Origin of the sequence: Bacillus sp. V3-13 (assembly GCF_002860165.1) — a bacterium.
Taxonomy (GTDB): domain Bacteria; phylum Bacillota; class Bacilli; order Bacillales; family Cytobacillaceae; genus Bacillus_BJ.
Map to the genome: position 1 here is coordinate 108,155 of NZ_PGUZ01000029.1, position 20,609 is coordinate 128,763.

At 44.1% G+C, this 20,609-nt stretch carries 24 protein-coding genes; 21 read left to right on the top strand and 3 right to left on the bottom strand.

Going from position 1 to position 20,609, the window contains the following annotated elements:
• Positions 1 to 74: 74 nt before the first annotated feature.
• The 4 genes from CU633_RS11940 (at position 75) to CU633_RS11955 (ending at position 3,291) form a co-directional block, all read left to right on the top strand.
• A complete protein-coding gene (locus CU633_RS11940) occupies positions 75 to 1,049 on the top strand; it encodes a nucleoside hydrolase (RefSeq protein WP_101660757.1) in 975 nt (324 codons plus the stop codon).
• A 138-nt stretch (positions 1,050 to 1,187) separates the two neighbouring features.
• A complete protein-coding gene (locus CU633_RS11945; protein WP_101660829.1) occupies positions 1,188 to 1,748 on the top strand; it encodes an SCO family protein in 561 nt (186 codons plus the stop codon).
• 128 nt (positions 1,749 to 1,876) lie between these two features.
• Positions 1,877 to 2,716, top strand: coding sequence for an SGNH/GDSL hydrolase family protein (locus CU633_RS11950; protein ID WP_101660760.1), 840 nt, complete (start codon positions 1,877 to 1,879; stop codon positions 2,714 to 2,716).
• Positions 2,713 to 3,291: a YpmS family protein gene (locus CU633_RS11955; RefSeq protein ID WP_101660761.1), complete on the top strand. Its 579-nt coding sequence runs from the start codon at positions 2,713 to 2,715 to the stop codon at positions 3,289 to 3,291. The genes CU633_RS11950 and CU633_RS11955 overlap by 4 nt, the downstream gene beginning before the upstream one ends.
• Positions 3,292 to 3,352: 61 nt before the next feature.
• On the opposite strand, the gene CU633_RS11960 is transcribed toward CU633_RS11955, so the two are convergent.
• Entirely contained in the window at positions 3,353 to 4,102 is a 750-nt protein-coding gene (locus tag CU633_RS11960) for a DUF4397 domain-containing protein (RefSeq protein WP_101660763.1), read from the bottom strand.
• A 285-nt stretch (positions 4,103 to 4,387) separates the two neighbouring features.
• Here CU633_RS11960 and msrA point away from each other — a divergent pair, with 285 nt between their 5' ends.
• The 3 genes from msrA to CU633_RS11975 are packed head-to-tail and all read left to right on the top strand — an operon-like array spanning position 4,388 to position 5,834.
• A complete protein-coding gene (gene msrA, locus CU633_RS11965) occupies positions 4,388 to 4,885 on the top strand; it encodes a peptide-methionine (S)-S-oxide reductase MsrA (RefSeq protein ID WP_257958681.1) in 498 nt (165 codons plus the stop codon).
• A gap of 25 nt (positions 4,886 to 4,910) precedes the next feature.
• Positions 4,911 to 5,309 (top strand): peptide-methionine (R)-S-oxide reductase MsrB, encoded by a 399-nt coding sequence (msrB, locus tag CU633_RS11970; RefSeq protein ID WP_374703367.1) that lies wholly within the window; start codon positions 4,911 to 4,913, stop codon positions 5,307 to 5,309.
• Positions 5,310 to 5,336: 27 nt separating this feature from the next.
• A complete protein-coding gene (locus CU633_RS11975; RefSeq protein WP_101660769.1) occupies positions 5,337 to 5,834 on the top strand; it encodes a PTS sugar transporter subunit IIA in 498 nt (165 codons plus the stop codon).
• An 88-nt stretch (positions 5,835 to 5,922) separates the two neighbouring features.
• Here the strand turns inward: CU633_RS11975 and CU633_RS11980 are convergent, their stop codons facing one another.
• Positions 5,923 to 7,011, bottom strand: a complete 1,089-nt coding sequence (locus CU633_RS11980) for an SGNH/GDSL hydrolase family protein (RefSeq protein WP_101660771.1) — start codon at positions 7,009 to 7,011, stop codon at positions 5,923 to 5,925.
• 234 nt (positions 7,012 to 7,245) lie between these two features.
• Between CU633_RS11980 and CU633_RS11985 the strand changes: the two genes are divergently transcribed.
• From CU633_RS11985 to CU633_RS12040, 12 genes are all read left to right on the top strand, one after another.
• The gene (locus CU633_RS11985) at positions 7,246 to 7,383 is read left to right on the top strand and encodes a YjcZ family sporulation protein (RefSeq protein WP_101660773.1); all 138 of its coding nucleotides are present in this window, start codon (positions 7,246 to 7,248) and stop codon (positions 7,381 to 7,383) included.
• 182 nt (positions 7,384 to 7,565) lie between these two features.
• On the top strand, positions 7,566 to 9,050 hold the full coding sequence (locus CU633_RS11990; RefSeq protein ID WP_374703366.1) for an NAD(P)/FAD-dependent oxidoreductase: 1,485 nt from the start codon (positions 7,566 to 7,568) through the stop codon (positions 9,048 to 9,050).
• A 226-nt stretch (positions 9,051 to 9,276) separates the two neighbouring features.
• Positions 9,277 to 10,632 (top strand): aspartate aminotransferase family protein, encoded by a 1,356-nt coding sequence (locus CU633_RS11995; protein ID WP_101660776.1) that lies wholly within the window; start codon positions 9,277 to 9,279, stop codon positions 10,630 to 10,632.
• Positions 10,633 to 11,325: a 3-oxoacid CoA-transferase subunit A gene (locus CU633_RS12000; protein ID WP_101660790.1), complete on the top strand. Its 693-nt coding sequence runs from the start codon at positions 10,633 to 10,635 to the stop codon at positions 11,323 to 11,325.
• A complete protein-coding gene (locus CU633_RS12005; protein WP_101660792.1) occupies positions 11,310 to 11,966 on the top strand; it encodes a 3-oxoacid CoA-transferase subunit B in 657 nt (218 codons plus the stop codon). Before CU633_RS12000 ends, CU633_RS12005 begins: the two co-directional genes overlap by 16 nt.
• Positions 11,967 to 11,992: 26 nt before the next feature.
• Entirely contained in the window at positions 11,993 to 13,264 is a 1,272-nt protein-coding gene (locus tag CU633_RS12010) for a peptidase (protein WP_101660794.1), read from the top strand.
• Between the two features lie 69 nt (positions 13,265 to 13,333).
• Positions 13,334 to 14,215 carry a putative beta-lysine N-acetyltransferase gene (gene ablB, locus CU633_RS12015; RefSeq protein WP_101660796.1) on the top strand — a complete coding sequence of 294 codons (882 nt, stop codon included), beginning with the start codon at positions 13,334 to 13,336 and terminating at the stop codon, positions 14,213 to 14,215.
• Positions 14,216 to 14,275: 60 nt separating this feature from the next.
• The gene (locus tag CU633_RS12020; RefSeq protein WP_101660798.1) at positions 14,276 to 15,667 is read left to right on the top strand and encodes a sigma-54 interaction domain-containing protein; all 1,392 of its coding nucleotides are present in this window, start codon (positions 14,276 to 14,278) and stop codon (positions 15,665 to 15,667) included.
• Between the two features lie 139 nt (positions 15,668 to 15,806).
• Positions 15,807 to 17,258: a lysine 2,3-aminomutase gene (gene ablA / locus CU633_RS12025; RefSeq protein WP_101660800.1), complete on the top strand. Its 1,452-nt coding sequence runs from the start codon at positions 15,807 to 15,809 to the stop codon at positions 17,256 to 17,258.
• Complete coding sequence (locus tag CU633_RS12030; RefSeq protein WP_101660801.1) at positions 17,258 to 17,539, top strand: YokU family protein; 282 nt, start codon at positions 17,258 to 17,260, stop codon at positions 17,537 to 17,539. The genes ablA and CU633_RS12030 overlap by 1 nt, the downstream gene beginning before the upstream one ends.
• 182 nt (positions 17,540 to 17,721) lie before the next feature.
• The gene (locus CU633_RS12035; RefSeq protein WP_101660803.1) at positions 17,722 to 17,949 is read left to right on the top strand and encodes a YozE family protein; all 228 of its coding nucleotides are present in this window, start codon (positions 17,722 to 17,724) and stop codon (positions 17,947 to 17,949) included.
• 107 nt (positions 17,950 to 18,056) lie between these two features.
• Complete coding sequence (locus tag CU633_RS12040; RefSeq protein ID WP_101660805.1) at positions 18,057 to 18,731, top strand: hypothetical protein; 675 nt, start codon at positions 18,057 to 18,059, stop codon at positions 18,729 to 18,731.
• Between the two features lie 9 nt (positions 18,732 to 18,740).
• On the opposite strand, the gene CU633_RS22855 is transcribed toward CU633_RS12040, so the two are convergent.
• Positions 18,741 to 18,911: a hypothetical protein gene (locus tag CU633_RS22855; RefSeq protein ID WP_180954944.1), complete on the bottom strand. Its 171-nt coding sequence runs from the start codon at positions 18,909 to 18,911 to the stop codon at positions 18,741 to 18,743.
• Between the two features lie 170 nt (positions 18,912 to 19,081).
• Between CU633_RS22855 and CU633_RS12045 the strand changes: the two genes are divergently transcribed.
• Both CU633_RS12045 and CU633_RS12050 read left to right on the top strand, forming a co-directional pair.
• Positions 19,082 to 19,255 (top strand): YozD family protein, encoded by a 174-nt coding sequence (locus tag CU633_RS12045; protein ID WP_101660807.1) that lies wholly within the window; start codon positions 19,082 to 19,084, stop codon positions 19,253 to 19,255.
• Between the two features lie 481 nt (positions 19,256 to 19,736).
• The gene (locus tag CU633_RS12050; RefSeq protein ID WP_101660809.1) at positions 19,737 to 20,501 is read left to right on the top strand and encodes a sporulation protein; all 765 of its coding nucleotides are present in this window, start codon (positions 19,737 to 19,739) and stop codon (positions 20,499 to 20,501) included.
• Positions 20,502 to 20,609 lie beyond the last annotated feature (108 nt).

A 20,609-nucleotide genomic window follows, 5' to 3' on the forward strand; every position in this document is an offset into this window, starting at 1 on the left:
TACTTTTGTAGTGTGAATATTTTACTGCCATTTTTATCCTTTCTAAGCAGTATCTTATATAGGGGAGGTGTGAAATGGCAAGAAAGAATGTATTGTTATTCAGCGATTTTGGCGTTGATGATTTTATCGCAGCGATTTACGCTTATTTTAACGATGAAATAAATATAGTCGGTGTTGTCGGCGACTATGGAAATGTTTCAAAGGATGTCGCAGTTCGCAATGCCGCGTTTCTCAAAGCGATTACTAGTGCAACGGATATCCCGGTTATTGGCGGTGCAGAATTGCCTTTGACAGGTGAACACCCGATCCATTATCCGGAAATTCACGGCCTCGAGGGTCTTGGTCCGATTATCCCCAAATTTCCTTATGTTCATATTAAACTTGAAAATTTTCACGAAATAAACACGATTATCGAAAAGTACAAAGACGATATTCATATTGTCAATATAGGCAGATTGTCTTCCCTGGCAGCAGCATTTATTTTATACCCGTCGCTTATGAAGCAGGTAAAAAAATTTTATATTATGGGCGGAGCTTTTGTTGTTCCAGGCAATATCACTCCCGTAGCTGAAGCAAATTTTTTCGGGGATCCTTATGCCGCTAATGTTGTCATCAATATGGCTCCTAAAATGCTTCACATCATTCCGCTTGATGTCACAATGGCTGCGATTATTAGCCCTGAAGTGATTGATAAGCTTCATATATATTATAAATCGGTGAACAATCAGGCAGGAATGCTCGTTAAGCCCTTGGTTGAATACTATTTTGATTTTTATAAAAAAAAGAATCCTGATATTCCCGGAAGCCCGTTGCATGATGTGTTAACGCTCTGGGCGCTGACTGACGAGGCGGAGATGGATTACATAAAGGCACCGGTGAAAATCGTGGTTGATAGAGGTGAAGCATTTGGGAAAAGTATTGCCGATCTTCGAAAATCAGCCGATAAAGCACGCTTTAGGGTTCACAAGATCGCCCATCGCTTTAATTATTCTTTATTTGTTAAATCTTTTTATAAAACGATGAGAAATCATCGCGGAAAAACATTCTAGTTTTGGATGTTTTTTGAATTGTTAAGCTGTTTACCAAGTTGGAAAAACGTTTTCCTTCCTTCTTCGCAAAAGGTTTGTTAGAATAATGTTCGACAGGAAAACGAATGCGGGTGAAATAAGTTGAAAAAATTCTTTTTAATGGGGTTCATGCTCATTGCAGCAGCCGTTCTCTCCGCCTGTGGCCAAAAAGAGATTGAAAATGCCAAAGACTGGCCTGTAAGTGATTTTACATACACAAACCAGGAAGGGGAAGCATTTGGCCTCAAAGATTTGAAAGGCAAAGTCTGGGTGGCCGATTTTATTTTTACAAGCTGTGATGATGTATGCATACCAATGACTCATAATATGGCGAAGCTGCAAAAGATGGCTAAAGATGAAGGAATTGAAAACATCGAATTCGTCTCTTTTACCGTTGATCCGGAAGTGGATGACGGAGCCACATTAAAAAACTATGCGGAGCATTTTAATGCCGATTTTGCGAATTGGAATTTCTTGACGGGCTATACCCAGGATGAGATCCAGACATTTGCGGTTGATGTTTTCAAAACATTGGTGCAAAAACCGGAAAATGACGATCAGGTTATCCATGGCACTGAATTCCACCTTGTTGATCAGGAAGGAACGATTGTGCAATCGTATTCCGGACTTAATGATATTCCCTTTGAACAAATGATCAGCGATATCAAAACGCTGCAATAGGCCTGAAACAGGCCTATTTTTTTAGTTTTCCGATCATCCATTCACGGGTATATATTAAACAATGATGTTATCTCAGCGCGGGATGCAGCATGATATAATATTTTTATAGAATAAAAGCGGGTGATGATATGAAAAAGACATTCACCTCCCTTTTACTTTGTACAATCCTTCTTTCTGCTTGTGATTTTACTTCTCCCGAAACGGAAACGGACCATCCAGCAAAACAACTGGGAATCGAATTTAAACAGGATATTCCCGATAACTATATTCCTAGAGAAATAAACGTCGTATCAGTCGGCGATTCATTAACAGAGGGTGTTGGGGACAGCACGGAGAGAGGCGGCTACATCCCTTATTTACAAGAAAGGCTTGAAGCGGAAAAAGGGATAAAGGGAGCTGACTTTAAAAATTATGGAGTGAAAGGCAACCGGACAACCGATTTAATTCGCAGGCTTGAAGATCCCGAGGTGAGAGCGGCCATTGAAAAAGCAGACATAACGGTGATCACAATCGGCGGAAATGATATGATGAAGATCGTCCGCGAAAATATTTCCCATTTAAAGCTGGATCAATTCTCTCAAGAAAAAGAAAGATACGAGGAACGGCTCCATGAAATTTTAAATACGGTTAAGAGCTATAATAATGATACTGCAATTGTTCTCGTAGGCTTGTACAACCCATTTGTGAAATGGTTTTCCAATATTGACGAACTAAATATGATTGTTTCCGATTGGAACTCGACGAGTCAATCAACGGTTGCCCAGTATGAGCATGCCTATTTCGTCGAAATTATGGACCTTTTTCAAAATCCGGAAGAGGATATTTTGTTTACAGATTATTTCCATCCGAATAACCGAGGTTACGAGCTGATTGGCGAACGAGTATATGAAGAGCTTAACGAAGGAGCCTTAGCGGAAATTTCCGGAGATTCTTATATCAGCCGAAAAGAGGAGACGCAAAATCAATGAAGAATAAATGGAGAACTTTATTTCTCCTGCTGGCAGGGGTGAATATCGCCGTAATCGCAGTTTTATTGATCATGATCAATTTGCCCGCCGGGGACAGGCCAGACAGCTTGCGCGAACCGGCGGATCAAGAGGATGTTCAATTTAATATTAAAACGAATAAACACGATCTAAACAGAGTCATCAATCATTATTTGGAGTCGGAAGGTTTAACAGGAACGGCTGATTATGAGGTCGTCCTCCACGATGAGGTTGTGTTATACGGAACGCTCCCGGTGTTTACAGATGAAATAAAAATGAAACTAACTTTTGAGCCTGAAGCGCTTGAAAACGGTGATTTACTTTTAAGACAGGAATCAATCTCGGTCGGCCAGCTTCAGCTTCCTGTTGCTTTTGTTTTAAAATTGATCAATGACCGCTATGAGCTGCCTGAATGGGTGGAAATCAGCCCGAAAGAAGAGCTTGTATACGTCAGTCTCCAAAATATGAGGCTAAAGAGCAATATAAAGGTAAAAGTAAACGAATTCGACTTAAGGAACGATAATATTCAGTTTACGTTAAGCGTGCCGGTCAAATAGTGGCCGGCGCCTCTCTCCAAACAATGAATCATAAGCGGCCAGGGGACTTGCTCCGGCCGCTTTATTTGTTTAATATGATGACTTCAAGGCCCGGATCTTCATTTGCAAAGCCGACCACCGCGATTGTGTAGATTTCATTTGCTTTAAAGGTCAGCCCGGGCAGGGGTAAAGCAGTCTGATCTGTACCGGCAACTCTTGCTTCAAGATCAACTGTCATCGCAGATAAGCCAAGATAGCTTGTTTCTTGTTTATATGATACGTTTGGAAAAATGACGTCACCGTTTTTTACGGCGATATCCACTGCCGGCGCATCAGAAGAAAGGTGAATAAACCGCATTTTTGTTTCATTTTCGGGAACACCGGGTTTATCTGCAAATACAAAAAGGCGCAGCTTTTCGACCGGGCCCGCAGCAGCCAAAGTATAATAGTTTCCCGACTCAATTGTCACTTTTTTGCTGAGGACCGTCGAAACCATGTTTCCCGAGGGATAAATATCGACTTGGTATCTTCCTGGAGGCAAGGATACATAATCGCTGCCCCGCTTATAAGAGAAATTTTTAAGAATGGGGTTGCCGTTGACATAAATGTCCACGTCTGGGCCGTTCGGGGAAGCATGGAGCACGCGCACTTGTGCCGGCTGCATCATGCTATTGCCCGGGGTTCCCGCTGTCCGCAATGAGTGCACCGCTTTTCCGATATACTTCAAGTGCTTGTAATAATAATGAACATGCATCGGCGGGTTCAAATATTTATAGTATTTGGCCAGCATGTCGTACATGGCCGCTTTTTCAAAATTATTCTGGTCGGGCATTGCTCTCGCTCCAATCCGGGTAGTTTACGTCATTAACATATGCCCGGCATTTTCGGTTTGTGCAGCTGGATTAATAGGTTGTACAGCAAGAGATGTCCTGCCATATTGCCATTTTTTAAATCTATCCTTTGCATGTACAAAGCTTTTCATATAATCTTATAAGGGAGCGTAAAATCGTCCAGCTGGGGAATAAGTATAGAGACGATAAGCATGAGAAAAGAGGTGCTTTATTTGAGCGAAAAAACCAGTCAATTGGCGACGTTTGCAGGCGGCTGTTTTTGGTGCATGGTCAAGCCATTTGATGAGCAGCCCGGGATCATTCAAGTGATTTCAGGCTACACCGGTGGCACGAAGGAAAACCCGGCATATGAGGAAGTTTGCTCCGGGACAACCGGGCATTACGAAGCAGTCCAAATTACGTTTGATCCGGAAATTTTTCCATACGAAAGGTTATTGGAACTATATTGGCAGCAAATTGACCCGACCGATCCGGGAGGGCAGTTCTTTGACAGGGGCAGCTCGTATCAAACAGCGATTTTCTATCATAATGAAGAGCAGAAGCAGCTGGCCGAACAGTCAAAAGAGAACCTTGAAAAAAGCGGCCGCTTTAATAAACCCATTGCTGTAAAAATTCTCCCGGCTCAAACATTTTACCCGGCAGAAGAGTATCATCAGGACTATTACAAAAAGAATCGGGCTCGATATGAAGCGTACCAGGAAGGCTCCGGCCGGGCCGCTTTTATCCGCACACATTGGGGGGATCAAGTTGGAAAAAGATCCTAAACTGTTAAAAAAGCAGCTGACACCGATGCAATATGAGGTGACACAGAATAACGGCACCGAACCGCCGTTCCGAAATGAATATTGGAACGAATTTCGCGACGGCATTTATGTCGACATCATTTCCGGAAAGCCGCTTTTTACGTCAAAGGAGAAGTATGATGCCGGCTGCGGCTGGCCCAGTTTTACAAAGCCAATTAACGAAGAAGAAATCGCTGAAAAAGCTGATTACAGCCACGGTATGATACGCACGGAAGTCAGAAGCAAATCGTCCGATTCGCATTTGGGCCATGTATTTAATGATGGACCGGGACCTTCAGGTTTAAGGTATTGCATGAATTCGGCAGCGATGAGATTTATCCCGAAAGACAAACTGGAAGAAGAAGGGTACAAGGAGTTCGTTGCACTCTTTGAAAACAACGAGTAAACCGCTAGATTGGAAAGGATGAACAGCATGTTTAAGAAGCTATTTGGAAAGAAAGAAGCAATTAAAACCGTGGAGATCTACGCTCCGGTAACCGGAACAGCAATTAATCTGGAGCAGGTGCCTGATCCGGTTTTTTCTGAAAGAATGATGGGTGATGGCATTGCAGTCGAGCCTTCAGAAGGGGAGGTAGTTTCACCGGTTGACGGAGAAATCGTCCAGGTATTTCCTACAAAGCATGCGATCGGCATCAGGGCGAAAAATGGTGCAGAAATTCTCATTCATATTGGCCTTGAAACGGTTTCGATGAATGGAGAAGGCTTTGAAGCCCATATCAGTGTGGGCGATAAAGTTTCGGTCGGTGACCGGTTAGTAAGCTTTGATCTTGAACTTGTAAAAGAGAAAGCGAAAAGTACAGTTACCCCGATCATTATTACCAACACGGATAGCGCGGCAGCAATCGAGAAGAAAGCAGCCGGACCTGTTGAGCGGGGAACGTCGCCGGTGTTAGAGGTTACATTCGAATAAACAAGCTGTGGTGAAGCCCGGCCCGTGCATATTTTTTCTCATATATGCTGGGATCACCATACATAAATAAGGAAGCCGAATGGCTTCCTTATTGTTTTTCTGCAGTGATAATCGAAGAGATTGCGATGTCTGCACGTTTGGTTATATTATTTGCAGATCGCTCTGCTTTTACAACGAATTTCACTGTGTGCGAGCGGTCGTCAAGCCTGCTCGCGATAAACAGATTCCTCATCTTATTGAACGGCCACCATGTTGAAATGGAACCATGGTAGGCACCGTCAATATAGACATCCATTAATCCGCCGAATTCACTCCGCAACACGGTGACTCCCAGTTCAGGCCCTGTAAATTCATATTCAATGAAGTCTCCCTGCTTTGTACTTACATGAAGTCCGTTGTAGGAGGTAAACCCTTGTTTCTCCTTATAATTCGACTGTTCAGTAAGCAGAATGTCGGCAAGCGGATCAAGGGGTTTAATCAGTTCAGCCTGCTTTCCCGTTTGTTGCGGGACATTGCTCAATACTATAAACAGTTGCTGTGCGTAAAGCTGATAGCCTTTTCCGTTCGGGTGGACGAGATCGGTTGTCAATTGCTGAACAGTGAGGCCTGAGTCACGGAAAGGGACGCGCATATCGATGTTGACAGCCCCGTAATAATCAGTAATTTTCCTGATCTCCGCGGCAAACTCTTCTTGATCGAGGCTGCTCTCGGTAATCGTAAATAGTTGTGCTGACGGATAAAGCTTGATTATATGGCGAACGAGCTTTTCGTAATGGGCCGAGAACGTGCCGGCATCCATGTATTTTCGATCATTTTCTCCAAATACAATAAACGCTGCATCGATTCTGTCCGGCAGGTGTGTATTCTGCAGTTTAAAAATCCCCTCAAATGCAGTAGCACCGCTCTGGACAACAGAATGACGCGTGCCCTTGCCGCCAAATTCCCTGCTGATCAATTGCTCAAGCTGAGAAAACCATGTTAACTCTTTATTCTCTGCACCAGCCCCGCGCCCAATGCTATCACCGACGATCAAGTACTGATAATCTTTTCCGGCCGCAATTTTTTCATATATTGAGCTGTTTTCTTTATCATCTGCTTTTGTATTTGAACCGGCCAAATAAAATATGAAAAATAAACCGAAGAAAGATAAAAACGCGAAAAAAATTTTTCTTTCCATCTATTCGGGGAAGCCTCCTGATGTCAATTCTTGTGTACCATTAAACAAATAGTAGCGTAATCTGCTGTCAAGGAAAAGAAATATTTTTGTTATTTCTGAAATAAATGTCTTCTTTCGGTCCTGAAAAAATTTCCCAATTATTTTTTTCGAGATTTGGGCAAACACACATGCGGGTCAAGCACCCATTACATAATGTGTACTGCAATAGATATAAATAAAAAGGAGTGAATGTCCATGGCATACGGATATGACAGCTGTCATTACGGATATGCTTATCCTGCCGCAGGGTACGGATATTATGGCGGTTTTGCTTTGATAGTAGTATTGTTTATTTTATTGATTATTATCGGAGCAAGCTACGGGAATTGGTAAAAAGGGTATAAACTTTATTCGCGAAGTCAGAGGCACTCCCTGTATGAACAGGGGTGCCTCTTATCATGCGAAGAAAAATACGAACATTAAATCCGATAAATGTAATTATAGTTCGTAAAAAATCTTGACTCCACTATAAGTCTTTGTTATATTTTAGTATGGTGAGTGGAAAAGCGAATGAAATGACTGGGGGGATTTTCGTGAAAGCCAAATATGATGTAATCGTTGTTGGTGCCGGTCCGGCCGGTATTTTTACCTGCTATGAAATGACATTAAAAATGCCTGGTGCAAAGGTACTGTTAATTGATAAAGGCCATGATATTTATAAGCGGAATTGTCCGATTTTGCAAAAGAAAATTGAGAAATGTCCGCCGCCAGCCGGTAAAAAAGACTTCGCCGGCTGCTTGCCAGCCTGTTCCATCACGAATGGGTTTGGCGGTGCAGGCGCCTATTCCGACGGGAAATTTAACATTACAAGTGAATTTGGCGGATGGATGACCGATTATCTTCCCGATTCCGAAGTCATTGAGCTGATCAAGTATGTCGATGAAATTAATCTAAGCCATGGTGCTACGAGTTCGATTACCGATCCTCTCACGGATAAAGTCAGGGAAATCGAACGGCGCGGTTATGCCGCCGGTTTAAAGCTGTTGCGGGCGAACGTCCGCCACTTGGGAACAGAGCAGAACCTGCAAATTTTAATGAGTATTTTTGAGTATTTAAGAGAAAAGATTGATATGTCCTTTAAAACGGAAGTGGAGGATATTTTGACCGAAAAGAAGCCTGATGGCTGGGTGGTCAACGGAATTCTCCTTAAGAATGGAGAAGAGGTCAGAGCTGAAAAAGTCGTCATCGCTCCAGGGCGGGACGGGTCTAAATGGCTGAGCCAAATCCTGAAATCGCGGCGGTTGCGGATGATCAGCAATCAGGTTGATATCGGTGTCCGTGTCGAAACGTCCAATATTGTCATGGAAGAGATCAATGAACATTTATACGAGGGCAAGTTTGTCTTTAACACGTCTGTCGGCACAAAAGTCCGGACGTTTTGCAGCAATCCTTCCGGGCATGTCGTTGTAGAAAACCATTCAGGGATCATGCTTGCAAATGGCCACGCTTATAAAGATCCGAAGCTTGGCAGCCCGAATACTAATTTTGCTTTATTGGTATCGCACACTTTTTCCGAGCCTTTCGACAAGCCGAATGAATATGCACACGAAGTATCACGGCTGGCCAACAGCCTTTCAAACGGCGGCTTGATCGTCCAGAAATACGGCGATATTTTAAAAGGGAGAAGATCGACAGATAAAAGAATTAAAGAAGGCTTCATTGAACCGACTCTAAAAGAGGCAGTGCCTGGTGATCTTGGTCTGGCGCTTCCATATAATACATTAAAAAGCCTGATCGAAATGACTGAGGCTCTCAACCATGTGACACCTGGATTGGCTTCGGAGCACACTCTTTTCTATGGCGTGGAAGCGAAATTTTATTCGGCACGTCCGAAATTAACAGATCGGTTTGAAACGGAAATCCCGGGATTATATGTCGGCGGTGACGGGGCCGGCATCACGAGGGGACTCGCACAAGCCAGTGCTTGCGGTGTATGGATTGCCCGGGATATTATCAAGCAAATTTCCGGTGCGAAAACACTTGAAACAGCAATTGTGTGATTCGCATAAAAGAAAGGAGGGAAAACTCAGTTTCCCTTCCTTTCTTTTTTTATATAAAAAAAATTCAACAAAACCACGAAGTTTATCTGCAAGTCCTCAGGCTAAACTGCAAATTGAATATTCCTGCCGACAAATACTTCTACACCGAGGATTCTTTAAGAAAGATTTCCCGGGCTGCCTCATACAATTTAATATATTGTCCCAGCAGTCGGGATGGAGGGAGACTATGGAACGGTCGTTTTTAATAAAGCCTTTTCTCGATGCGGTTTATCCGACGGTTGAGTACGGTAAAGGCGTTTTTCTTTATGATACAGACGGGAAGAAGTATTTGGATGCGTCTTCCGGTGCTGTCACCGCCAATATCGGCCATGGCGTTGAAGAAATTGTGGAAGCGATGCATGAGCAGGCGATAAAAGTCTCTTTTGTTTATCGGTCCCAATTTACAAGCGATGCTGCCGAGAAATTGGCAAAAAAGATTGCTGAGCATACACCCGGTGATTTAAATTGGAGCTTTTTCGTTAACAGCGGCTCTGAAGCAACCGAAACAGCGATGAAAATTGCGCTTCAATACTGGCAGGAAAAAGGAATTCCGACAAAAACAAAAGTGCTGTCAAGGTGGCTGAGCTATCACGGGATCACGCTCGGAGCCCTTTCCATGTCCGGCCATCCGGGGAGGCGGGCGCGGTTCACTCCATTGCTGGAAGACTTTCCGGTCATTCATCCTCCATATTGCTACCGTTGTCCCTTTAAACGTGAAGCGCCGGAGTGCGGGTATTTATGTGCACACGAGCTGGAAACGGCGATTGCCCGGGCCGGCCCTGACAACATCGCCGCCTTTATCGCTGAACCGATAGTCGGTGCTGCCGGCGCGGCCATTACACCCCCGGAAGGATATTACCGGATTATTAAAGATATTTGCACGAGAAATAATATTTTATTTATAGCCGATGAAGTGATGACAGGATTCGGACGGACCGGGAAAATGCTTGCCTGTGAACACTGGGGGATCATCCCTGATATTGTTGCGCTCGGCAAAGGCATGGGTGCCGGCTATGCGCCGATTGCCGCGGCGCTCGTAAGTGACAGAATCATGGAACCGATTTTATCAGGCTCAAAAAGCATCATGAGCGGGCATACTCTCAGCGCGAATCCTCAAGCGTGCGCAGTTTCTTTGGCGGTTCTTGACTATTTGGATAAACATAGCATCATTCAGGAAGTCGAAGCGAAAGGCGTATACTTGCTGAACCAATTAAAAAAACTGCAGCAAAAATTCACATTTATCGGAGATGTGCGCGGCAAAGGATTATTAATCGGTCTTGAATTCGTTGAAGATCGAACGGAAAAAAGATCGTTTTCACGAACTCATAATGTAACTGGTGAGCTTGTCCAAATAGCCCAGGAGCAAGGCTTGCTACTTTACCCGGCCGGGGCGGGTGATACGGGCATGAATGGCGATGCCGTCCTCGTCGCTCCTCCGTTAACGATTACAAAAAGAGAAATCGATCAATTAGTAAGACTTCTTAATCAATCATTCATACAGTTAGAAAGAAAACTTGTCCGCCAAAGGGATGGAGTGGAATAGATGAAAAATCCGTTCGGAAAAATCAAAACGATTAATGAAGTTATCGACCTTTTTTATGATGGGATGACGATCATGTTCGGAGGTTTTGGCGGGATCGGCTCCCCGCCGGATCTTATTGACGGCATATTGGAGAAAGGAATAAAAGATCTAACTTTAATCGGCAATGACACAGGTTTTCCCCATATTGGCATTGGGAAAATTGTCAGCCTTGGGAGAGCGAAGAAAGTGATTGCTTCCCATATCGGCTCGAATTCCGCTGCCGGGCGAATGATGACAGCGGGTGAGCTGGAAGTCGAATTCTCGCCGCAGGGAACTCTGGCAGAGCGAATCCGCGCCGGCGGAGTTGGTCTTGGAGGGATTCTAACCGACATCGGCATTGATAATCAGCTTGTGTCGGAAAACAAACCGAAAACCAATATCAACGGCAAGGATTATTTGATTGAAACAGCTTTAACCGCGGAAATATCGATCGTATATGCAAAAAAAGCTGATCCATATGGGAATCTGGTTTTTGATAAAAGTGCCAGGAATACAAATCCACTTGTTGCAATGGCCGGGCAGACCACGATTGCAGAGGTCGAAGAAATTGTCCCGCTTGGCAGCCTGAATCCTGAAGAAATCGTGACACCCGGTGTGTTTGTTGATTTTATCATTGCTTCGGGAGGAGTGAACTGGAAATGGGTTTGGGAATAGACATTCGCGATAAAATCGCTCATCGGGCAGCCATGGAAATCAAGCCCGGGATGGTGGTGAATCTTGGGATTGGCATCCCTTCCTTGGTTCCGAACCATTTGCCTGCAAACATGCATGTTATGTTCCAGGCGGAAAACGGCATTGTCGGGATGGGGCCGACTCCCCGGAAAGGCAATGAAGATGAGAACCTCTGCAATGCAGGCGGTTTTCCTGTCACGGTGGTCGAAGGTGCCAGTTATTGCGACAGTGCCATCGCTTTCGGAATGATACGGACCGGCAAGGTGGATATAACCATCCTCGGTGCCCTTCAAGTAAGCGGCAGCGGCGATCTCGCCAACTGGATCGTTCCCGGCAAAAAAGTACCCGGGATGGGCGGCGCAATGGAGCTCGCCCAAAAGGCTGGAAAAGTAATCGTGTTAATGAACCATACAGATAAGTATGGCACTCCGAAAATCGTAAACGAATGCACCCTGCCGTTAACTTCAGCAAAATGCGTCGATATGATCATTACGGAAATGGGTGTGTTTCAGATTGAAAAAGAGCAGCTGTTCCTGATCGAAGTGTTTGAGCCTTTTACTGTAAAAGAGATCGAAGCAAAAACCGCTTCCGCTTTTATCATAAAGGCGGAATCCGGCTGGTGACTTTTCAGGGGAGGAATGAGTGCGGAATGGAGACAGAAAAGGAACAAATCAGGACGTGGATTAAAGAGAATCGAGCGAGAGGGGCACGCCTGCTGCAAAAGCTCGTCCAGGAAGGCAGTATTCGCGACCATGAAAGCAAAGCACAGGCGATTATGATTGAGAAGTGCAGACGGCTTGGGCTTGAGCTTGATATATGGGAAATTGGTGAACAGTCTGTCACGAGCCATGAGGCATTCTGTTCGGACAGGAAGGATTTTAGCGGCAACCCAAACGTCGTTGGCGTTCTAAAAGGAGCAGGCGGTGGAAGGTCATTGATCTTAAATGGACATATAGATGTGGTTCCGCCGGGGGACCGAAATGACTGGCTTCATGACCCTTTTAGCGGCTCCATTGATGGCGGGAAACTGTTTGGCCGGGGAGCAACAGATATGAAGGGGGGATCTGTCGCCCTTCTTCTCGCGATGGAAGCGATTGTTTCCTGCGGCCTGAGCTTAAAGGGAGATGTTATTTTTCAAAGCGTGATTGAAGAGGAAAGCGGGGGAGCGGGTACACTGGCTGCTGTCCTGAGAGGCTATAAAGCGGATGGCGCGATCATCCCCGAACCGACCAACATGAAGTTGTTTCCAAAGCAGCAGGGTTCGATGTGGTTCAGAATTACCGTGAAAGGCCGGTCTGCCCATGGCGGAACGAGATATGAAGGGGTAAGTGCAATTGAAAAAGCGATAACCGTTTTAACGGCGCTGCAAAAATTGGAGGAGGACCGAAATACGCGTGTTAATGATCCACTCTATGCCAACACGCCAATTCCGATTCCGATCAATATCGGCAAAATCAAGAGTGGCGAATGGCCGTCGTCCGTTCCTGATTTAGCGGTGATTGAAGGAAGAATGGGCGTTTCTCCGGATGAGACAATGCAGGCGGCTGAACAGGAAATGGAAGCTTGTCTTAAGCAGCTAAACGAAGCAGACCCGTGGTTTCAGCTGAATCCGCTGAAAATTGACTGGTTCGGGGGCAGGTGGCAGCCCGGTAACCTCGATCTTGATCATCCGCTCCTTGCGGCATTATCCGAATCCTTTGTCGAAATAAAAAAAGAAAAGCCTGTCATTGAGGCATCTCCATGGGGAACGGACGGCGGTATTTTATCCAATGTCGGGGGGATACCGGTCGTCGTTTTTGGGCCGGGAATAACCGAGTCTGCCCATGAGGCGAATGAATATATCATTCTCGAAGACTTATTTGCAGCTGCAGAAATCATCGCCTTTACGATCATCAAATGGTGCGGGCTTGATACAAATTAGCTGTAAGCTTAAATAAATGAGAGAACCTGGCCATTTATGGCCAGGTTTTTTACAAGGGAGCAGTGGTGAATGTACAGAAATTCGCATCTACAAAGATTTGAAGGAGACAATTTTTTCATCGAAGCGTTTATTGATCCTTTTAACAAAAGAGTAAGAATTGACGATTACCGCGGTAACCTTGCGGAGGTCATCAATAAAGCGGAACAATTCGCAGCGGAAACCGATGCTGAGAAGTTGATCATAAAGAGCAGAAAAGAAGACTGTAAAGAGCTGCTGAACAGCTGCTATGTTTTGGAGGCGGTCATTGACCGTTATTTCCTTGGCTCGGACTCTTATTTATTCTCAAAATTTTTTTGCAAAGAACGAATGGCCGCAGACGATTGGTTAAACGAAGACCAGATCATAAAGGGTATTTCTAAAATTGGCCTTGCAGAGGGGCCTCCTCCAATGCCAGGCGGCTATACGTTAAAAAAAGCTGACACCTCGGCCGCTGAATTGTTAGCCTCCCTTTATCGGCAAGTCTTTGAAGTTTACCCGACTCCGCTGCATGATCCCGGATATGTGAAAAAGACGATTAATGAAGGAACGGTTTATTTTGCAATCTACCATGAAGAAAAAATAGTCAGTGCAGCATCTGCAGAGGTTAACCATTTTTATAAAAATGCCGAAATGACTGATTGCGCCACATTAAAAGATCATCGCAAGCATGGCTTAATGAAGGTTTTGCTTTTGAAGCTGGAAGAAGAATTGCTGAAAGATGGAATTTTCCATGCGTATACGCTGGCAAGAGCGCTGTCTTTTGGAATGAACGCGGCTTTTAAACAGCTCGGATACTCGTACACGGGCAGAATGCTGAAGAATTGCTTTATCTATGACAAGCTTGAGGATATGAATGTGTGGACAAAGAATTTAACGGCGAAAATAATTGCTGAAAAACCGGCACATTCATGACGATTCTTTGGCACCGGCCCATATAATATAGATAAGGAGGCAAAAGAGGAGGAGAAGCGGATGGGAAAGGATCAAATGACAAAAGAAGTCCTGACAGCCATATTAAAAAGCATCGATGAAGGAATACATGCGGTTGATACGGACGGGTATACGATCTTTTATAATGAGGTGGCGGCCCGCCATGACGGCTTGAAAATTTCTGAAGTCATTGGCAGGCCGCTGCTATCCGTTTTTCCATCTTTAAACGAGCGGACGAGTACATTGCTGAAAGTCGCCAAAACGAGGCAGCCGATTATTAACCAGACACAGACGTATGTAAACATGTACGGCAAAACGATCGAAACTGTCAACACAACCTTGCCGATCCTTGTCGACGGCAGGGTGATCGGAGCTGTTGAGATCGCCAAAGATTATTCGCGGATGAAGCTCCTTTCCGAACGATTGCTCCATTTCCAAAAAAGCAAACAACCCGAATCCCGGCAACAGGAAAGTGTCAAATATACGTTAAATGATTTACTGACGGTCAATCGCGATTTTTTAGCAATGAAAGAAAAAGCAAGAAAGCTCGCACAAACAGATGCACCGATTTTAGTTTTTGGAGAAAGCGGGTCGGGAAAGGAATTATTTGTCCAGGGCATCCACCATGCATCACGGAGGTCCCAGGCGCCGTTTGTTGCGCAAAACTGCGCCGCAATTCCCGAAACGCTTTTGGAAAGCATTTTATTCGGAACCTCGAAGGGAAGCTACACGGGAGCTGTGGATCGGCCGGGCTTGTTTGAACTTGCCGATGGCGGAACCCTGTTTCTCGATGAGCTTCATACGATGCCGATTGTTCTTCAAGCGAAGCTTCTCCGCGTCCTTGAAGAAGGGGCGGTTCGAAGAGTAGGGTCGGTGAAGGAGATCCCCGTCAACACAAGAGTGATTTCGGCTATGAACATCGACCCGAGGACGGCGCTTGAACAGGAAACATTAAGGCCTGATTTGTTTTACCGCCTGAATGTACTGACTTTTGAGCTGATTCCATTGCGGGAAAGACCGGAAGACATTGATTTATTGACAACCTCATTTATTAATTCCTTTAATAAAAGTCTAAATAAGAAGGTTACCGGGTTGGAAGGCGGTTTAAAGGAGTATTTCCATGCTTACAGCTGGCCGGGGAATGTCCGCGAGTTAAAGCATGCGATCGAATATATGATGAATGTTTGCGAGGAAGAAGTGCTTTCTGAAGCAGATTTGCCAATTATTCTGAAGCAAAAGAAACAGCAGTATATGAAAAAGGAACAAGCACAATCGCTATCGCTTCGTGAAAATTTAAAAGAACTGGAAATAAAGCTGATTCGCGAAGCGCTCCATATCAGTAAGGGGAACATCAAACAGGCCGCTCTGTTGCTTGGCATTCCAAGGCAGACACTGCAGTATAAACTCCAAAAAAATATGCCTGGCGCCGAATAATCGGCACTTGCATTTTCTAAAAGAACTGAAAATTTGATCATCGCCGCTGTTTCCCTTTCTTCCCATTGGTATCGAAAAGCATCCATTTTTGGCACGGAACTTGCATCCAATACCGTTAAAGCGACAGGGAGGAATGGTAATGAAACAGACATTATATAAACCGGCCAGGCATTGGAATGAGATTGAGTTATGGAAGGATGTTAAAAGCGAGCAATGGAATGATTGGATCTGGCAGTTGACAAACACAATCAGGACATTGGAGGATTTACGAAAAGTCATCAGCCTCACCCCTGCTGAAGAAGAAGGCGTACGGATATCAACAAAAACGATCCCGTTAAATATTACACCCTACTATGCATCCCTCATGAATCCAGACGATCCCCGCTGTCCAATTCGCATGCAGTCTGTTCCGGTCTCCCAGGAAATTCACAAAACGAAGTACGATCTTGAAGACCCGCTTCACGAGGATGAAGATTCTCCTGTTCCGGGTTTAACGCACCGCTATCCTGACAGGGTATTGTTTCTCGTTACAAATCAATGCTCGATGTATTGCCGCTACTGTACACGGCGCCGCTTTTCCGGACAAATTGGAATGGGGGTTCCGAAAAAACAGCTTGATGCCGCCATTCAATACATCCGCGAAACACCTCAGGTAAGGGATGTGCTTCTTTCAGGCGGGGATGGATTGCTGATTAATGATAATATCCTTGAATACATTTTAAAAAACTTGCGGTCGATTGACCACGTCGAAATCATCCGGATTGGCACACGGGCGCCGGTTGTTTTTCCGCAGCGAATTACCGATCATCTCTGCAATATTTTGCGGAAATATCACCCAATCTGGCTGAATACGCATTTTAATACATCGTTTGAAATCACCGGGGAGTCAAAGCTGGCATGTGAGAAGCTCGCCGATGCCGGTGTGCCCGTCGGAAATCAGTCCGTCATTCTTGCCGGAATTAACGACAGTGTTCCAATTATGAAAAAGCTGATGCACGATCTTGTCAAAATCCGGGTGAGGCCTTATTACATTTACCAATGTGATTTATCAGAAGGAATTGGCCATTTCCGGGCACCGGTTACAAAAGGGCTTGAAATCATTGAAGGACTGAGGGGTCACACATCCGGATATGCCGTTCCAACATTTGTCGTCGATGCACCGGGTGGAGGCGGAAAAATTTCACTTCAGCCAAATTACTTAATTTCGCAAAGCCCTGACAAAGTTGTTCTTCGCAATTTTGAAGGTGTTATCACGACATACCCGGAGCCGGAAAATTATGTACCAGGACGCGCGGAAGATTATTTTAAAGAGATTTATCCGGATATGGAAGAGAAACGGTCTGCGGCAGGAATCGCAGCGTTGATCAACGATTCACAATTCAATTTAGTGCCGGAAGGCCTGAGCCGATTAACGCGGCGAAAACAATATGAGCAGAATCCTGTTCATAGTTCGTTAAAGGACAAACGAGAAAAGCGTGACGAATTAAAGGAAAAGAAATTTCGTGCCCAGCAAATAAAAGAGTCCGGACAAGATGCTCAACGGGCTGCAGGGAAAGAGGCGATTATTCCAGCCCACAGGGAGGAAAAGTGATGGAGCGATCATGCTCATGGTGCAGCAGCGCACATATTGAAACAGGGCAAGAAACGGTATACTGGGAGCTTCCAGATGGAACGAGGGCAATTGAAATTACCGATGTTCCTTCGACTGTTTGCCACGATTGCCACATTGTTTACCAGACGGATGAAATCGTTAAAACGATCGAGGATCAGCTTTTTATCGTAAATACAAAATCAATCGGTAAAACGATCTCTTTTGAAGGACTCATCAATCTTCCCAAACTATTGAAAAAAAATTACTTTGATTTTTCATAAATTTAGGCAAAGAAAAAACCGCCCAACGGGAGATCGGGCGGTTTTTGACTGCCTGCGATTTTCGGGCGGAGGGTCCGCTGTGGACGCATGCAGGAGGGATGAATTATAGTAAACGTAAGTTAATAACGTGGAGATGGAAAGCTCGGGCTCCTTAAGAAAAAAGAACTGGAAAGGTGTTATGTATGCGAAAATCGTTCTACCATTTTTTAATGAAATATCGGCATCCGGAGCCGAAGGATTCAATAAGCAAGTTTGCAAACTATGCTTATGACGACCACAGTTTTCCGAAGAGGTCGGAGGATTATCATGAAATAAGCACGTATTTGGAATTGAATGGCCAATATTTAGAAAGTATGACTACCTTTGATGAAGCATGGGAAATATATGAAGCAACTGAAGGGAAAGGCTGATAACCTTTCTTTTTTTCATTCTTTTTTGAAAAGAGACCGTTTATTAGCCAGTGCATATACTATTGTAATCAATTATTCACGGCTCGCCACCTGAGAGGATGGAGGAAATGGAAAAAAGAAAAAAACCGAAATACAAAATCGGTGATACAGTCGTGATCACAATGTATGGCACGGTGGGGAAAATTACGGATGTCAAGTGGCTTGACGGCATGCATGTGTATGAAGTAAATAAAAGCGAAGGACTGTATATGGAATCAAGCCTGCAATTGCTGTCTGAATACGAAGGAAACGTGATTGAGCAGGAGCATATTGACATTGAATATAAATTTTTTTTCGGTGATTTGGTTCAAGTCAAAGGGTATGGAGCAGACCTGTTCAAAGTAATTGGTTTTCGGACTGAAATCTGGCGCTATAAGGAAAATGCCTGGGAAGATGTCATTTATGAGCTATCGAGAATCAACGACGGTGAATGGCTCGAAGCAGGAGAAGACGAGCTGACACTTGTTGCAGAAGCTGCAAATGCCGAAACTTTCATTCAAAAATTAGGGCTGCTGTTCTTAGCAAACAAACCGCAAAAGCCCTTTGAAAAAGAAGTAAAACTCAATAAGCATGGCTACCGCCAAACAGAGCGTGATAGGTTGAAAAAGAAAGATGATCAACAGGAACTGATCGACGGGCTCCTTGATATATATAATGATTACAAGACTCTATATGAAATGTTTAACGATTGGGAATACGAACAAGTAATGCGTGTGGTTCTCGAAAAGCTTAAAAACATATGAAAAAATTGCTTAGAAATGAACAGTAAATTGGTATAGCAGATAAATGAAATAAGGTGCTCCGAAAACGAGAACTATTTTGTAAAGAAACTCAGTAATCTTTCCGCAAGTTTCAATAAACATGCTATTTTCTTTATTTACATCTTCTTTAATGGCTTCGGTCCACTTATGAATCACAGTCATGATTATTCACTCCTAAATATTAGCTGTTACTAATGTGTATGCTTGTCCAATATAAACATGTCTTGAAATGAAATTTTTTTAAACACCGAACGATTGGAACAACCTTTTTAACAGAACAGGTTATGAAAGTAGTAAATGCAACATACATTCTGTAAAAAGGGGGCGATGCTATGAAAGAAATCGAAGTTATTATTGATACAGAGGAGATTGCCGAATTCTTCTTTCATGAGCTTTTAAAAAGGGGATACGTTCCCACCAATGAGGAATTGAATGAAATGGCCGATATAACTTTTGAATACCTTGTTGAAAAGAGCATTATTGATGAGAATATTGATTTGGACTAAAAAAAATGACGGGCGGCTGCCCGTCATTTTTATGCGGAAATTTTTTCTGATAAAAGGTCGACAGCGGCCCGGGTCGTTAATAATAATTTCTCCCAGTGGGCTTTTAATGCCTCATCTTCACCGATTGTCAGGATCATTTGCTGTTTGACGATTTGGCTTTGGAAGGGAAAAACCGCCCCGAACATTGATTATATTTTTTTACAAAAAAAAATACTCATGGTTGCCTCCAAAAGGTGAAACTTGTCAGGCAAGGATTCCGTATATAAAGGTAATCTCGGGAAAAGCGGGAAAGGATCCATACTTTCCATATACAAATCAATCGGAAGTTAAGGTGCTGCGAAAGAGTTTCAGTAAATATATATAAAAACCTGAGAGGAATATGATCATAGAATCGTTATTTACTGGAACTTCGGGTGAAGAAGCTGAAACATATTAGACGCAAGGTAAAAAGAAATAACTCAAATTTGAAAGGAAGAGAAGCATGTCATTTTTTAAAAAAGCATTTGCCAGTATCGGGATTGGATCAGCCAAGATTGATACGAGACTCGTCAAAGACTCTTATGCACCGGGAGAAGAAGTAGTGGGAGAGGTTGAAATTAGAGGAGGAAGCACAGAGCAACAAATAGCGGATATATATTTATCACTGCATACGACTTACATAAAAGAAAGGGATGACAAAAAGTATACGGCAACCGCCGAAATCGGCCGTTTCCGCTTGGCAGATTCCTTTATAATCCAGCCTGATGAAAGAAGAGTCGTTCCGTTTTCTTTCGTTCTGCCTGCCGATACACCTCTTTCTTTAGGAAGGACAAAAGTTTGGGTTGCTGCGGGGCTTGATATTCAAAACGCCGTTGACCCGACTGATAAAGATATCATTCATGTCGTTCCAAACCGGCTGATGGCTGAAGTGATCAAATCAGTTGGAGAACTTGGATTTAAATTGCGGGAAGCGGATTGCCAAGAAGCACGCCGACTGCGGACCCGGCTGCCGATTATCCAGGAGTTTGAATTTATCCCTGTAACAGGCCCTTATCGTGGACGGCTTGATGAACTGGAGCTCGTGTTCCTGCCTGGAAACGGAGCAATGGAAATTTTGCTGCAGGTTGACCGCAGGGCCCGGGGCCTTGGTGGCTTCCTCGCTGAGGCACTGGAAATGGATGAAACCAAAGTAAAGCTGACCGTATCCGATGCAGACATTCTCCATTTGAAGGATAAAATTAATTCCACTATTCAACGATATTCCTAAAAGAAGAAGCCTTATGAGATGAAGCACCGTGCTTCATCTTTTTTTAAGCTATAGGAAAGTATAAACGTTTCTAAATATAGTTGGGCGTTTCGATGTCCAGCTCCAGCG